The following is a 15125-nucleotide window of genomic DNA, read 5'->3' on the forward strand; positions in this document are numbered from 1 at the left end:
AAGTCCAACCGAACGAGAGGGGACACCCATGTACGACGCGATCGTGATCGGCGGCGGCCCGGCCGGGCTTCAAGCGGCACTGACTCTGGGGCGCATGCACCGACGTGTGCTGCTGCTCGATTCGGGCGAGTACCGCAATGCGACGGTCGAGCACGCCCACAACCTGCTGACCAACGACGGCCGCGATCCGGCCGAGCTGCGGGCTCTGGCGCGCGCGGAACTCAGGGAGTACACCACCGTGGAGGTACGTCAGGATGCCGTCGAATCGGTGTCGGGCACCGCGGGCGACTTCTCTGTCACCACGGCGCACGGCACCGAGCGCGCCAGACGGCTGATCCTGGCGACGGGCGTCCGCGACGAGCTGCCGCCGGTCCCCGGCCTCGCCGAGCAGTGGGGACGGCGGGTGGCGCAATGCCCGTTCTGCCACGGGCATGAGTTCGCCGGCGAGGTCATCGGGGTCGCCGTCGCGGGGGAGCACGCGGAGATGATCGAACGGATGCTGCGCCCCGTCGGATCTGCGGTGGTCCTCGTCCCGCCCGCCGAGCTCGCGGCGGTGCACACGGTGGACGACGGGCTGGAGCTCGAGCGCACCGACGGCACGCGTGAGCACGTGGCGGGTCTGTTCATCTCGCCGACCCCGCACCAGCGCGCACCGTTCGCCGCCCAGCTGGGCTGCGGCATCCTGCCCAGCGGCGGCGTCGAGATCGACGGGTTCGGCCGCACGACGGTGCCGGGCGTGTACGCGGCGGGCGACATGGCGCACACCTCCGCGATGCCGGGACCGCTGGTCTCGCTCGCCGCCGCGATCGCCGCAGGGCAGGTCGCCGCGGCGGCGGTGGTGCGCGAACTCATCGCGGACTAGGCGGGCGGGTTCGAGACGCCGGCTGCGGGCGAAGATTACGGCCGCACAGGACCTTCGCGGAACGGGTTCCTAGACTGGTCGCGTGGAGCCAGGGGCGGTGGAGACGCACGCCGGTCACGCGGGGGCGTCGCCGGGCGCCGCAGCGACCCCGCCCGCAGCCGGGTCGCCTCCGGCCCCTCGCGTCATCCAGCCGCCGCGCAAGCCCCGCCGGCGCACGCGCCTGGCCGTGGACCTCACCCTTCTGGGCGTCGTGGGGCTGCTTCTCGTGGCGGCCGTTCCGGCGACGTGGGGTGCCCTCGAGCGGCAGTTCTACAGTCCGACCGCGTTCGTGGAGCGGTATGTCGGCATGCTCGCCGACGGCGACGCCGCCGACGCCCTCGCGGTGCCCGGCGTGGCGGTCAGCTCCGCCGAACTCGAGGCGGCGGGCCTTCCGGCCACGGCGAACGAGGCGCTGCTGCGTGAGGCCGCGCTGGCACCGTTGCGCGACATCCGCGTCGTGGGCGAAGAGGTGGACGGCGACATCACTCGTGTCACGGTCGAGTACCACGCGCGCGGCTACCCCGGCAGCACCACGTTCGAGGTCGAGCGAGACGGCGCGATAGGGCTCGCACCGACATGGCGCTTCGCGACCAGTCCGCTCGCCGTCATGAACCTGCAGGTCGCCGGATCCATGCAGTTCGATGTCAACGGCTTCACGATCGACAAGCGCCAGGTCTCACCCGACGGCGCGGATGCCGACCCCATGGCGCCGGTGCCGCTGCTGGTGTTCTCGCCCGGGCTGTACTCCGTGTCGGTCGACACGGCGATCTCGAGCACCCCCGGCGTGGCCGTGCTGTCCGACATCCCGTTCGACGCGATCCCGGTGCAGGTGCAGGCGCAGGCCACGGACGAGTTCGTGGCGGTGGTGCAGGAGGAGGTCGAGAAGTTCCTCACCGCGTGCACGACGCAGGAGGTGCTGCAGCCGACGGCCTGCCCGTTCGGGTACTTCGTGCAGGACCGCATCGACTCGCTGCCGAAGTGGTCGATCACTCAGCAGCCGACCGTCGAGGTGAGACCCGACGGCGCCGGGTGGAGCATCCAGCCCGCCGAAGCGGTCGCGCACATCGACGTCGAGATCCGGTCGCTGTTCGACGGCAAGGTGCGCCCCGTGAGCGAGGATGTGCCGTTCATCGTCAAGGGGTCGATCACGGTCCAGCCCGACGGTCGGGTCTCGATCGTCGTCACCGGCCCCGACACGCGCTAGGCGCGACACGCGCTAGGCGGCACACCCGCTGCGCGGCCGCGAGCGTTCAGCCGCGCGTGCGGGCGTCGCGCTCGGCCAGGGCGGCGAGGCGCTCGTTGTAGGCCTCGAGCTCGGCGTCACCGGTGCGGTCCGCGTGCCGGTCGCGGCGCTTCGTCTCGCGCGCGTCGCTGCGACTCCACTGGATCGCGACCGTGATCGCGAGGATCAGCGTCGGGATCTCGCCGATCGACCAGGCGATGCCACCCCCGATGTACTGGTCCTCGAGCGGCGTGGCACCCCACGTGCGCCCCATCGAGCCGAACCACTCGGCGACCATGAGGCCCTCCTGCATCATGATCGCGATGCCGAAGAAGGCGTGCATCGCCATGATGCCGATGAGCAGCACGAGCCGGCCGGGGTAGGGCAGCCGGTACGGCACCGGGTCGATGCCGATGAGGGTCAGCACGAAGAGGTAGCCGGTGAAGAGGAAGTGGGCGACCATCCACTCGTGCCCCAGGTGGTCGTACAGCGACCAGCGCAGCAGGTCGGTGTAGTAGAACACCCAGAGCGAGCCGATGAACAATCCCGCCGCGACGAACGGATTGGTGAGGATGCGCGCGACCGGCGAGTGCACCGCCCACAGGATCCATTCGCGCCCGCCGCGCGTGCCGTCGTCGCGCTTGCGGATGGCGCGCGCCGCGATCGTGACGGGCGCGCCGATGACCAGCAGCAGCGGGATCGCCATGGTCAGCAGCATGTGGCCGACCATGTGCATGCTGAAGAGGTAGTCCTGGTAGACGTTGATCACACCGCCGGTGACCCACACCAGCAGCAGCCAGCCGGCGACCCAGGAGATCGTCCGCGACAGCGGCCACGCATCGCCGCGCAGCCGCAGCCGGCGCACGCCCGCGAGATAGAAGAAGATGGCGAAGCCGGCGACGATCGCCCACAGCAGGTCGATGTTCCAGGCCGTGAGCCAGCGTTCCGGCGTGAGTTCGACCGGCAGCGGTGCCTCCGTCAGGCGCTCCGCGGGCGACAGCACCTCGGGCAGCAGCACGAGGGACGGCGGGGGAGTGCGCGCCAGTGCGGCGGCCGCCCCGCTCGCGACGCCCATGAGCACGAGCTCGAACGCGATCAGGGTCCAGAAGGCGCGGGATGCCGCATCCGTCCCCAGCCGCCCGATCAGGCGCGACCGGTACCAGGCGCCGAAGAGGCCGAGCGCGATGAGGGCGACGATCTTCACGCCGAGGATCGCGCCGTAGGGCGAGATCAGCGCCGCCCAGTCCTGCAGGCCGAGCGCGGCGCGGACGGTGCCCGAGACGGCGACCACGGCGAAGGCCGCGAGCGCGATGCTCGAGTACCGGGCGACGGTCGCCGTCAGGTCTTCGCGGGACTGCAGCGGGCGCACGATCACCAGCAGGAACAGCCCGCCCAGCCACACCGCCGCGGCGATGATGTGCAGGATCAGCGCGGTCATCGCCTCGTGGTGGAAGGCCTCCTCGCCGGAGTGGCCCTGCGTGCCCATGGGCGCGAGCGAGGCCGCCGCGAGGATCGCGACGAAGAGCGTGGCCGTCCACGACCGCACGGCGAACGTGAGCACCGTGAGCGCGGCGCCGGCGATCGTGGTGATGAGCCACGTGCGTCCGCCCTCGAGCTCGACGAGATAGCGACCCAGAAGCGCTCCGAACTCGGGTCCGGCGTCGATGGCGGGATTGTACGCCGCGATGAACGTGAGGAATCCGGTGGCCGCCGAGGCGAGCGTGAAGATCGCGGCCGAGATGGATGCCGTGTCGAGGGCGACGTCGAACTCGCGGTCGCCGGCGCGGAGCGTGAACAGCGCAGTGACCAGTACGCCGACCATGCCCGCCGCCGAGAGGTTGACGAACAGCTTCGCGACGGGAAGCCCCCAGCGTGCGATGGGTCCCGGGTCGCCGATCGCGAGCGGCGCCGCGCCGCCGCCGAAGGCCAGCGCCCACAACAGGACCACGAGCGCGGCCGCGACGAGGATCGCGGGCCCGGTGGCCCGCAGCGCGCGGGACGGGCCCACGCGCCCGGAGGCTCCGCGCGACGCGCGAGGGGCGCGTTGAGTGGGCGTGGGGATCACACCTCCCAGCCTACGGCGGGCCGGCCGCGTGCCCGCCGCCCAGACCCCGCCCGTGCGATTCGAATCGCGCACTTCGCATCGAATCGGCGGTCCGGCGTGCCGGGTGCGCGATTCGAAAGCCCGGACCCGGAACGCGGGAAGCAGAAGGGGGATGCCGCGGGTCGCGGCATCCCCCTTCGAAAAGGTCTGTCGGATTACTTGACGGCAGCCTTGAGCTTCGAGCCTGCGGTGACCTTGACGCGCTTGCCGGCGGGGATCTTGATCTCTTCGCCGGTCTGCGGGTTGCGGCCGGTACGAGCCGAGGTGGCGACCTGCTCGAACGAGAGCCAGCCGGGGATCGAGACCTTGCTGCCCTTGGCGACTGCCTCGGAGACGGTGGAGAAGAGGGAGTCGAGAACGCCCGAGACGGCGGACTGGCTCTGCCCGGTCGCGCTCGCGATGCTCGCAACGAGCTCGGTCTTGGTGATGGACTTGTCAGCCATTTGGTTTGTCCTCCAAAGACGACTCATCGCCGTCTTGTCATTGCTCGGACCGGACGGCATCGCCCCCCGGCTGGTCTTGTTCGACCGGTCCCGAATGTACCCGACAACGGCGACAAATCCGCGTATTTCCGCGGTTCTCTGCGGACCGACACGGCGTGTCGTGTGACTGGAGTGACAAATGTGACGAAAGTGACCTGCGCGCGCTCCGATGTTCATTCCTGATGGGAGGCGATGACCTCGCGTGCGGTACGCGCGAAGGCCGGCGCCACGCGGGCCTGTCCGTCAAGATAGCCGCCGACGAGGGCGGCGTCCCGCAGCAGCACGAGCGCCGCTGCGACCTCGTTCGCATCCCGCAGCCCGGCGGCCGTGGCGAGCTGCTCCAGCGTCCCACGGAACCACTCGCGATGCTCCGCGATGAGTTCACGCACGGGTCCCTGGTCGGGATACTCCGCGGCGGCATTGATGAAAGGGCAGCCGCGTGTGTGCCGATCGCGGATGTCCTGCGCGATCCCCTGCACCACGAGATCGAGAAGAACGTCGGGATCGTCCGATGACTGCGCGGCCTGCGCAAACAGTGACCTCAGTCCCTCGTCCTCGCCCTGGAGGTAGGCGAGCACGAGGCCCTCCTTGCCCTGGAACTGCTTGTACATCGTCGCGCGCGTGACGCCCGCGGTGTCGATGATCCGGTCGACGCCCACCGAGTGGATGCCCTCGCTGTAAAAGAGGTCGGTCGCCGCCTGCAGCAGGCGCTGCCGGGCAGGGGAGGGGCGGGGGGTCGCGGCATCCGTCGTCGTCATGAGGGTGTGTCCTTCCTTGTCCATCGTGCCATCCCGCCGGGTTCTCGAAATTCTTTTGGGAACGGGCTTGCGTAGATAGAACGTTCGGTCTACTATCAGGATACATCAGCGGGACCATCCCGGATCTGAGACCACCACCGCAACACCGCACACAGGAGACGAAATGAACACCACCGCCAAGACCCCCATCGTCCTCATCCACGGCCTCTGGATGACCCCCAAGAGCTGGGACACGTGGGCCGAGCGCTTCCGCGGCGCCGGTCACCAGGTCATCGTCCCCGGCTGGCCCGGCATTGACGACCGCACGGTCGACGACATCCGTCGCAACCCCGCCGCGCTCAAGGGCATTGGGCTGAAGCAGATCGCCGACAACTACGAGCGCGTCATCCGCCAGCTGCCCCAGAAGCCGATCATCATCGGCCACTCCTTCGGGGGAGTCCTCACCCAGATGCTCGCCGACCGCGGCCTCGGCGTCGCCTACGTCGGCGTGGCCCCCGGGCAGACCGCGGGCGTCACCACGCTGCCGCTCTCGACGCTGTGGACCGGCACCCCGATCCTGTCGAACCCCTTCGGCATCAACGGCGCCAAGCCGCTGTCCAAGCGCCACTTCCACTTCACGTTCGGCAACGACCTCCCCCGCGCCGAGTCCGACAAGCTGTGGGAGGAGTTCGCCGTCAACTCGTACAACCGCGTGTTCTTCGAGGGCGTGACCTCGGTGCTCAACGAGAAGGGCGGCGTCACGCACGTCGACTACAGCCGCACCGAGCGTGCGCCGTTCCTCGTCATCACCGGAGAGATCGACCACGTCGTGCCGCCGGCCATCGGCAAGGCGATCGTGAAGAAGTACCGGTCGTCCGGTAGCCCCGCGATTGTGGACTACAAGGAGTACGCGGGGCGCACCCACCGCCTGGTCAGCCAGGACGGCTGGGAAGAGATCGCGGACTACGCGCTCGAGTGGGCGACCACCCACGCGGTGCAGCCGGTGCGCGAGCCCGAGGCGGTGAAGTAGACGGATGCCGCACCCGGCGCCGACGGGGAACCACTCCGCCGCCGAGGCACCAGCCGGTCTGGTGTCTCGGCGGTCGGGTGGTGTCCGACCGGTGTCCGCGGTGGGACGCAGGGCCCGGGGTTCGTGAGGATCCCAGGCCCTTCCGCGTGCGCGGGCGGCTCGTAGTCGGCGGCGCCCGCCGCGTTCGTCGGATCCGGAATTCGGAGATTCGCACGCTTTCCGGCCGGCAGGGGCCGCGGGATCCGGAATCCGTCGTGAACTCCGGTTTCCGGATCCGAGATTCGGGCAGGTTCGGCGTGGTGAGCGCGGGCGGGCTCGGGGCCGGCGACCCGCGTCAGGCGTGGAGGCGCCGCAGTGCGGCGACGACGTCGTCGTGCCAGCGCCGCGCGGCGGGCAATGCACCCGCGAAGATCGGGGTGTCGTGGGTGACGCCCTGGTAACGCACCACGCTCGCATCGACGCCGGCACGGCGCAGCGCAGCGCCGTACGCGTCGCCGTCGCCACGCAGCGGATCGTACTCGGCGGTCAGGATCACGGCGGGCGGCAGGCCATCGTGCGACGCCGCGAGCAAGGGCGACGCGTAGGCCTCTCGCGCCTGTCGCGGGTCGGCGAGGTAGGTGCGCGCCACCGAGCGCAGCTCACGCAGAGCGATGAAGCGCGGGATGCCGAGGGGCCGGGTGGCGCGCAGGTCGAGGTGGCGGCCGGTCAGGTCCACGACGGGCACCTCGAGCAGCTGCAGGCGCAGCGGGTGCCGGGTGCGGTCTCGGTTGACCAGCGTCAGGGCAGCCGCGAGGTTCGCGCCTGCCGACGTGCCGGCCACGCCGATGCGCTTGCGGTCGATGCCCAGGTCGTCCGCTGAGGCGAACAACCACTCCAGCGCCGCGTAGGCCTGCTCGACCGCGACGGGGTACGGGTACTCGGGGGCCAGGGCGTAGTCGACCGCGGCGACGACGACGCCGGCGTCGTGCGCACGACGCCGGTGCGCGGCATCCGTCGTCGGATATCCGATGCCGCCGATGCGGAAAGCTCCCCCGAAGAACGACACGACCCCCGGCAGCCCCTGCGAGGGCGGATCGTCGGGGTCGGGGTGGTACACGCGCACGCGAACCGCGGGACGGCCGTCCACGTCGACGACGTGCTCGGTGGTGCGGATCTGCGGGCCCGCCATGCCCACCTTGTGCAGTTCCCGGCGATCCCACGCGAGAGCCGCCTTGCGGTGCCGCGCCCGCGCCCGTGCGTGCGGGCCGAGCGGCGGCGCCGAATCCCCCGCGGTCTCGGATCCGGTGCCCTTCGGCTTGTGGGCGGTCGTCTTCGCGGTCCCGCCGCCGCCCATCGCCATGGCCGGTGCCGGCCCCTTGGCGAAGGGCCACAGCGCACTCAGTCGCGAGCGCACCGAGCCCAACGCCTGGTCGAACAGGTACTTGCGGTGCACGCGCAGACGCTCTTCGAAGAACGGATCGAGATCCACCGGCCCTCCCGTGTCGGTTGAGTCAGAGCATAGAGCCGCGATGTGTCGCGCGCGCCGGGCTTGACGCCGGCCGAAAGCCCGCTCGCCGTGGTTCGTTCGCCACATATGTACGCCGATTGCCCGATTCGGCGTACACGTGTGGCGAACGAACGAGGAGGACAGGGCGGGGGGAACGGCGAAGGCCCGGAGTTCCGAGGAACTCCGGGCCTTCGAGGCTTCGTGCTGGGCTTACCAGGACGACTTGGTCACGCCGGGCAGCTCGCCCCGATGCGCCATGTCGCGGAAGCGGACACGCGAGATGCCGAACTTGGTGAGGACACCACGGGGGCGTCCGTCGATGACGTCGCGCGAACGCACGCGCACGGGCGATGCGTTGCGGGGCAGCTTCTGCAGGCCCACGCGAGCGGCCTCGCGCTCCTCGTCGGTCGACGTCGGCGACACGAGCGCCTTCTTCAGCTCGGCGCGCTTGGCGGCGTAGCGGTCGACGACCACCTTGCGCTGCTCGTTGCGCGCGATCTTGCTCTTCTTGGCCATGAGATCAGCGCTCCTCTCGGAATTCGACGTGCTTGCGGATGACCGGGTCGTACTTCTTCAGCACGATGCGGTCGGGGTTGTTGCGGCGGTTCTTGCGCGTGACGTAGGTGTAACCCGTGCCCGCGGTGGAACGCAGCTTGATGATCGGACGGACGTCCTGAGCCTTCTTCGCCATTAGAGCTTCACACCCTTCGCGAGGAGGTCCTTGACGACGGACTCGATGCCGCGCGCATCAATCACCTTCATGCCCTTCGCCGACACGTTGAGCTTGATGTTGCGGCCCAGCGACGGAACGAAATAGGTCTTCTTCTGCACGTTCGGGTCGAAGCGGCGCTTCGTCCGGCGGTGCGAGTGCGAGATGTTGTGACCGAAGCCGGGAACTGCTCCAGTCACCTGGCACACTGCTGCCATAGTGATGTCTCCTTAGTACCGTGCGACCGGACGGCCACACCCAAGATCCCTTGTCTGCACCCCATGACTCAGCCCGCCGAATCCGGCGGGAGAGGGAATGGGATACGAACTGCGTGCTGGAGTGCGCGCAGACAAAGAGTCAGTCTAGCACGGCGGTCGCGAGCCGTGATTGCCGACGATCGTCTCCCGATCTCCGGCCAGGGCTACTTCACGGTCTTCAGCCGACTGCGGTCGATCGTGAGCAGCACGGCGCCGATGATGACCACGCCATAGACGATCTGCTCGTACGTGGGCGGTACACCCATCGCTGTCAGTCCGACGCGCAGGACGACGATGATGAGCGCACCGATGATTGTCCGGATCGGCCCACCCACACCGCCGGTGATCGCGGTCCCGCCGACGATGACGGCGGCGATCGCAGGCAGCTGCAGTGTGTCGGCGAGCGTCGGACCGCCCGCGTGCTGACTTGCCGCCAGGACAACGGCCGCGAAGCCCGCGAAGAGGCCGGAGAGCGTGAACGCGAGCACGCGCGCGCGCAAGGTTGAGCCGCCCGACATCAACACCGCCGGCTCGGCGAGCCCCATGGCGTGAAGCCTGTTGCCGCGGCTGAACAGCGCCAATACCAGCGCAACGATGATCGCGACCGCGATCGCGAGAATGCCCGAAACCGGCATCTGCGCGACGCGCAGGTCGGTGATCCAGCCGATGATCTCCCAGTTCTGGCTGATGCGCACCGTCGAGGCACCCGAGATCAAGAGTCCAAGCCCCGAGAGGAGTCCGAGGGTGCCAAGCGTGACGATGAACGACGGAATCTGGAAGAACGCGACCACGATCCCGTTGAAGAACCCGACGAGCGCAGCGACGAGCACCGCCAGGAGGACTCCCACGGCGCCGAGCTCGCCAATCCACAGTCCGATGAGGACCGTCGTGAAGGAGGCGATCACCGCGAAGGAGAGATCGATCCCGCCGGTGAGGATGACGAACATCTGACCGATGGCGAGCAGGAGAATCGGCGCCATGCTCTCGAGCAGGCCGCGGATCCCCGGCGCGCTGACGAAGTTCGGCTGGCGGAGCGCGACCGCCGCGACGAGTGCGACGAGCACCAGCAGGGGCACGACGCGAACGAAGAGATCCCGTGTCGCTTGCTTCCGCACGACGCTGATCATGGTCGTTGTCGTTGTCATATCGGTCATTGGTTCACACCATCTGCTCGACGAGGTCGACGGGCAGCGGCTTGCTACCCGGATCGGCGGTGAATCGCTGGGCCACCCGGCCGTCGCGCATCACGATGATGTTGTGGCTCAGCGAGATCGTCTCCTCCAGCGAGTCCCCCAGCAGCACGACGGCCAAACCCGCCGCGCACTGCTCGCGGATGAAGTTGTAGACGTCTTCCTTCGCACCGACATCGAGACCCCTCGTCGGGTGATCGAGGATGAGCACTCGCAGCTTCGGTGAGATCAGCCACTTGGCCAACACGACCTTCTGCTGGTTGCCTCCCGAGAGGTTCGAGATGTTCGCGCGCTCGTCCGGGGTGCGCACGCGCAACCGCGCGATCCACTCCTTGGCGAGGGCTTTCGCCTTGCGCCTGAGCAGGATGGGCCCGGCGCTCACCGGGCCCGGATCGGCCAGGAAGACGTTGTCCTCGACGCTCATGCCCTCGGCGATGCCCTCTATTCGACGCTCCGCGGGAACGTAGCCCAGGCCGGCTCTCACCGCAGCGACGGGGGAGCGGAACGATACGGCCTCACCATCGACGACGATCCGGCCGCCATCTTGTGCCTCAGCACCGAAGAGGACACGACTGAGTTCCTCGCGGCCCGAGCCGACGACGCCGGCAATGCCGAAGACCTCGCCCCGGCGCACCTGGAACGACACATCCTCGAAGGAGCCGCGACGGGTCAACCCCTGCACTTCGAGCACGACGGGATTTCCAGCGACCGATCGTTGGAGGTCCTCGCGGTAGAACTCGGCCGAACTCGCACGACCGACCATCAGCGTGTGGAGGGTTTCCAGGTCGGCGTCGGCGGCGTTCATCTCACCCACGGTGCGACCGTCCTTGAGGACGTAAACGCGGTCGGACACGCGAAGGACTTCATCGAGACGATGTGAGACGAAGATCACGCTGGCGATCTTGCGCAGGCGATCGATTTGGTCGAAGAGGGTCTCGAGGTCGGCGCCCTCCAGCACGCTTGTCGGCTCGTCGAGGATGATCACGGGCGCCGAGCTGGACTCCTCCTCGACGTGCAGGGCCTTGGCCAACTCGACCATCTGACGTTCCGGAAAGCTGAGTTGGTCGACCACGGTCGAGGGCGATATCGGCGAAGAGATGCGGTCCAGCTGTTGCTGGGCGTCCCGATGAAGCCGGCGCCAATTGTAGAAGCCACCACGTATCGCCGCCCCTTCGGCGCCGAGCAGGATGTTCTCGGCGACTGAGACGCTCGTGACGAGCGACTGCTCCTGGTGCACCATGCCGACACCGGCCTTGGCGGAGTCTCGCGCCGTGCGGAACGAGACCACATCCCCGTTGCGCAGGACCTGCCCGGCATCGGGCTGGTAGATCCCCGTGAGGATCTTCAGCAGGGTCGACTTGCCGGCGCCGTTCTCTCCGATGAGTCCCACGACCTCATGCGGTCGTACCTCGAAGCTGACGCCGTCGAGCGCGACGACGTTCTTGAACCGCTTGGTGAGGTCACGGACCTCGAGCGCGGGAACGCTCACTTGATCACCCGAATCCTTCTGCGAAGTCGCCATCCGGTAGCGGCGACGGCGACGATGATCACCGCGCCCTGGACCGCGATCTGAACCGACGAATCGAACCCGACGAGGATCAGCCCGTTGGCAAGCACGACCAGAATGCCGACGCCGACGAGGCTGCGAAGTACGCCGCCACGCCCGCCGACCAGGAGCGTGCCGCCCAGCACGACGGCGGTGATAGCCGCGAACAGCGCATCCGCGCCGATCTGCGGCGAGCCGACACCGAGCTGCATCGCCGAGAGCGCCCCGGCGAGACCGGACGCGAGGCCTGCGAGTACGAAGGCGGCGATCTTGTAGGGGCCGACCGCGATTCCGGACAGTTTCGCGATGGGCTCGTCGCCGCCGATGACATAGCCGTAGCGCCCGACCTTCGTATAGCGCTGCACTGCCCACGCGATGGCGATGACCGCGATCGACATGAGGAACAGCAGGGGGATCGGGCCCCATGAGCCCGTTCCGAGAGCGCGGAAGCTCTCGTCGAGGAGGCGTGGCGCGCGCCCGCCGAAGAGCACCGTGGCCACACCGATGCCGATCGCTCCAGTTCCCAGAGTCGCCATGAAGGAGGGGATGCCGAGCCGCACGTTGAGCAGACCGTTGAGCACACCGAACGCTCCGCCGACGAGCGTTGCGATCAGCAGTGCACCGAGCCCCAGGGAAATGTCATTGCGATCGTTCTGGGCGAGGAGGACGAACACCAACGACGACGTTGCCATGACGCCCGAAACCGACAGATCGATGCTGCCGAGCAGGATGACGAACGTCATGCCGGTGGCTACGACGATCGGGATGCTCAGTTGGGTGAGCAGGATCGAGACGTTGCCCTGTGACAGGAAGATCGGGCTCACGACCGCAAAGACGGCGATGAGCACGATCAGAGCAATGAGAGGACCGGCGTCGGCGAGTCGATGGCGCCAGACCGATGTGAGCACGGACTCGGTCGCCTTCGTATGTGACATGGGTATTCTCCTGTGAACCTGCGCGACGAGCCGTGTGGAGGCCGCCGTCGAGCGGCCTCCACACGGCAACCGACTACTCGATCGGGCCTTGGCTGCGCGACCACGGGTCGTCGAAGTCGGGCTGGATCGTTGAGAGCTCGGGCGCCTGCTCGAAGTCGGCGACGTTGTCGGCGGTCACGACGGTCTGCGTGCCATAGAAGGCGCGCTGCTCGTGGCTCAGTTCGGCGACATCGATCTCGCCCGTGGCCGCTTTGTAGGCGAGCGACAGCCCCGCCCCGCCTTGCCACCACGGGTCGGTCGACACCGTCGCGAGGTACCCGGTGGACTCGTCCTGGATCGCTTCGAGCGCCTCCGGCACGGCGTCGAAGCCGACGATGGGGACCTGACCCTGCAGACCAGCGGCGCGCAGCGCCTCGAGCGCGCCGAGCGCCATCTCATCATTGGCAGCCCAGATCCCGTCGATCTGGTCTCCGTACTTGGCGATCAGGGTTTGAGCGACGGTAAGACCTTGAGAGCGGTCGAAGTTGCCGGCCTGGTCTTCGAGCAGCTTGATACCGGGGTTCGCCGCGAGGGCGTTCTGGAGACCTTCGAAGCGCTGTTGCGCGGCGACGTTGTCGAGAATGCCCTGGATGGCGATGATGTTGCCCGACCCACCCATGTGCTCGAACAGGGTGGTGGCGACGTCCTCGCCACTGACGCGGCCGTCGAAAGAGATGTGCGCGACCCAGTTGTCACCGATGTCCCACGGGTTGAGGTCATCAGGCTTGCTCCACTGCGTCACGACATAGCCGCCGGCATCTGCGACGGCGCGCACGATGGCCTCGGTGTCAGACGATGTATTGGGGTCGACGTTCAGCGCGTAGACCTGGCCGGCGGCACCGAGTGCGCGCACTTGCGACAGCTGACGCTGCGAGTCCGCCTCGTCGGTGATGACGTTCACCTCGAGTCCCACTGACTCCCCGAACAAGTCGCCGCCGTCGACCCAGTTTGCGTGGTACGAGTTCGACAGACTGCGCACGCCTTGATACAGAGCGACATCACCGCCCTCGGCGGTGGCGCCCGGGTCATCCGATGCCGAACTGCAGCCCGCGAGCATCAGCCCCGCGGTGGCGGTTATGGCGGCTGCGGCAAGCGCGAGCCGCCTGCGGCGCGTGAATCCAGACATCTTCATCGATTCTCCTTGTGATCAGTGACACCCGTGTCACCTCGGGGATGCGAGAACCTCCTCGCGGCCCGAGTTCTCGGCCCATCCTTCGGGTGATCAGGACGTGCGGCCGTGGTGCATATCGTTGAGAGCGACCCGTGAGCGGACGATCTCCGTCGGGGCCGAGCGAGCACCCCACATCACGTAGTTATACTACACAAACCCTGCATTGGCGCAAGCCGCCGGGCCAAATAGGACGCATCATCGGCAGGGATAGGTAGTCATGCTACATTCTTAGAGATCGAAAGCCTCGGCCCTCGCGCCATCCGCAAAGGAGCAACCATGTCCGGGAACCGTCGCCGCGTGCTCATCCCCAGCCCCGACGTCGTCGAAATCGTCACCGAGGCGCGGGCCGAACTCCTCCCCGGCGAGGCGCTCGTCTCGTTCCGCCTGGCGGGAGTGTGCGGGTCCGATACGCACGCGATGCATGGCCACCACCCGCAGATGACGCTGCCGTACTACCCCGGCCACGAGGTTGTCGGGATCGTGGAAGAGGTGGCCGAGGGAGTCGATGCGTCGCTCCTCGGCGCCCGGGTCACCCCCGAGCCGACCCTGCCGTGCGGCCAATGCAAGACGTGCCGCCGCGGCAACGAGAACGTGTGCGAGAACCTGGAGTTCTTCGGCTGCGGCTTCCGCGAAGGCGGCATGGCAGACACCTTCACCGTGCGGGCCGACCGTCTCCACATCGTGCCCGAGGGCTTCACCGACGAGCAGGCGATCCTCATCGAGCCGCTCGCCACCCCCGTGCACGCGACCCGGTTGGCCGGCGACCTGACCGGCCGCGCAGTGCTCATCCAGGGGTGCGGCACCATCGGGCTTCTCATGCTGGCCGCTGCCCGCCACGCAGGTGCTCGCCGCATCGTCATGAGCGACGTGCTCCCTTCCAAGCGTGCCTTCGCCGAACAGCTGGGCGCCGACGCGACCGTCAACGCGCTCGCAGAGGACTTCCCGGAAGCGGTGCTCGAAGCGCTCGGCGAGACCGCCGACGTCGTCTTCGACTGCGTCTCGATTCCCTCGACCGTCGAAGCCGGCCTCGCCGTTCTCGCCAAGGCCGGGAAACTGGTGACCGTCGGCATCCCGACTCGGCCGGTGACCATTCCTCTCGCGCAGGTGCAGGACGCCCAGCAGTCGATCCTGGGAGCCGCGACCTACGTGGCCGAGGACTACCGCATCTCGGCCGAGATCATCGGCAGCGGCGCCGTCGACACGAACGTCATGGTTTCGGCGTCATACCCCTTCGAGCGGGCCGCCGAGGCTTTCGCCCAGGCAGCGACCGGCGAGCAGGTCAAGGTCGTCATCACTGCGTGATCAGGTGGGTGGTG

At 68.3% G+C, this 15125-nt stretch carries 15 protein-coding genes; 4 read left to right on the plus strand and 11 right to left on the minus strand.

All coding sequences use genetic code 11. From position 1 onward, the window contains the following. Nucleotides 1-28: 28 nt before the first annotated feature. Both HF576_RS12935 and HF576_RS12940 read left to right on the plus strand, forming a co-directional pair. Entirely contained in the window at nucleotides 29-862 is an 834-nt protein-coding gene (locus HF576_RS12935; RefSeq protein ID WP_168913231.1) for an NAD(P)/FAD-dependent oxidoreductase, read from the plus strand. A 184-nt stretch (nucleotides 863-1046) separates the two neighbouring features. Next, entirely contained in the window at nucleotides 1047-2105 is a 1059-nt protein-coding gene (locus HF576_RS12940; protein ID WP_168913793.1) for a hypothetical protein, read from the plus strand. Between the two features lie 46 nt (nucleotides 2106-2151). Here the strand turns inward: HF576_RS12940 and HF576_RS12945 are convergent, their stop codons facing one another. The 3 genes from HF576_RS12945 to HF576_RS12955 form a co-directional block, all read right to left on the minus strand. Next, entirely contained in the window at nucleotides 2152-4131 is a 1980-nt protein-coding gene (locus HF576_RS12945) for a cytochrome c oxidase assembly protein (protein ID WP_168913232.1), read from the minus strand. A gap of 251 nt (nucleotides 4132-4382) precedes the next feature. Next, on the minus strand, nucleotides 4383-4670 hold the full coding sequence (locus HF576_RS12950) for an HU family DNA-binding protein (RefSeq protein ID WP_019180462.1): 288 nt from the start codon (nucleotides 4668-4670) through the stop codon (nucleotides 4383-4385). A 212-nt stretch (nucleotides 4671-4882) separates the two neighbouring features. Then, complete coding sequence (locus HF576_RS12955) at nucleotides 4883-5491, minus strand: TetR/AcrR family transcriptional regulator (protein WP_240948906.1); 609 nt, start codon at nucleotides 5489-5491, stop codon at nucleotides 4883-4885. A 139-nt stretch (nucleotides 5492-5630) separates the two neighbouring features. Between HF576_RS12955 and HF576_RS12960 the strand changes: the two genes are divergently transcribed. Then, nucleotides 5631-6476 (plus strand): alpha/beta hydrolase, encoded by an 846-nt coding sequence (locus HF576_RS12960; RefSeq protein WP_168913233.1) that lies wholly within the window; start codon nucleotides 5631-5633, stop codon nucleotides 6474-6476. 334 nt (nucleotides 6477-6810) lie between these two features. On the opposite strand, the gene HF576_RS12965 is transcribed toward HF576_RS12960, so the two are convergent. The 8 genes from HF576_RS12965 to HF576_RS13000 form a co-directional block, all read right to left on the minus strand. Next, entirely contained in the window at nucleotides 6811-7944 is a 1134-nt protein-coding gene (locus tag HF576_RS12965) for an alpha/beta hydrolase fold domain-containing protein (RefSeq protein WP_168913234.1), read from the minus strand. 228 nt (nucleotides 7945-8172) lie between these two features. Then, complete coding sequence (gene rpsN / locus HF576_RS12970) at nucleotides 8173-8478, minus strand: 30S ribosomal protein S14 (protein ID WP_127820367.1); 306 nt, start codon at nucleotides 8476-8478, stop codon at nucleotides 8173-8175. Nucleotides 8479-8482: 4 nt separating this feature from the next. Further along, nucleotides 8483-8653: a 50S ribosomal protein L33 gene (gene rpmG / locus HF576_RS12975; RefSeq protein ID WP_005051772.1), complete on the minus strand. Its 171-nt coding sequence runs from the start codon at nucleotides 8651-8653 to the stop codon at nucleotides 8483-8485. Then, nucleotides 8653-8889 (minus strand): 50S ribosomal protein L28, encoded by a 237-nt coding sequence (rpmB, locus tag HF576_RS12980; RefSeq protein WP_168913235.1) that lies wholly within the window; start codon nucleotides 8887-8889, stop codon nucleotides 8653-8655. Before rpmB ends, rpmG begins: the two co-directional genes overlap by 1 nt. Nucleotides 8890-9092: 203 nt before the next feature. Further along, nucleotides 9093-10082 (minus strand): ABC transporter permease, encoded by a 990-nt coding sequence (locus HF576_RS12985; protein ID WP_168913236.1) that lies wholly within the window; start codon nucleotides 10080-10082, stop codon nucleotides 9093-9095. Nucleotides 10083-10086: 4 nt separating this feature from the next. Continuing rightward, on the minus strand, nucleotides 10087-11607 hold the full coding sequence (locus tag HF576_RS12990; protein WP_343234274.1) for a sugar ABC transporter ATP-binding protein: 1521 nt from the start codon (nucleotides 11605-11607) through the stop codon (nucleotides 10087-10089). Beyond that, nucleotides 11604-12599 (minus strand): ABC transporter permease, encoded by a 996-nt coding sequence (locus HF576_RS12995; protein WP_168913238.1) that lies wholly within the window; start codon nucleotides 12597-12599, stop codon nucleotides 11604-11606. The genes HF576_RS12990 and HF576_RS12995 overlap by 4 nt, the downstream gene beginning before the upstream one ends. Before the next feature lie 73 nt (nucleotides 12600-12672). Further along, entirely contained in the window at nucleotides 12673-13770 is a 1098-nt protein-coding gene (locus tag HF576_RS13000) for a sugar ABC transporter substrate-binding protein (RefSeq protein ID WP_168913239.1), read from the minus strand. 315 nt (nucleotides 13771-14085) lie between these two features. On the opposite strand from HF576_RS13000, the gene HF576_RS13005 reads away from it, so the two are divergent. Next, complete coding sequence (locus HF576_RS13005; protein WP_168913240.1) at nucleotides 14086-15111, plus strand: zinc-dependent alcohol dehydrogenase; 1026 nt, start codon at nucleotides 14086-14088, stop codon at nucleotides 15109-15111. The last annotated feature ends 14 nt before the right edge of the window (nucleotides 15112-15125 follow it).

It is taken from the genome of Microbacterium salsuginis (genome assembly GCF_012524205.1).
GTDB lineage: Bacteria > Actinomycetota > Actinomycetes > Actinomycetales > Microbacteriaceae > Microbacterium > Microbacterium salsuginis.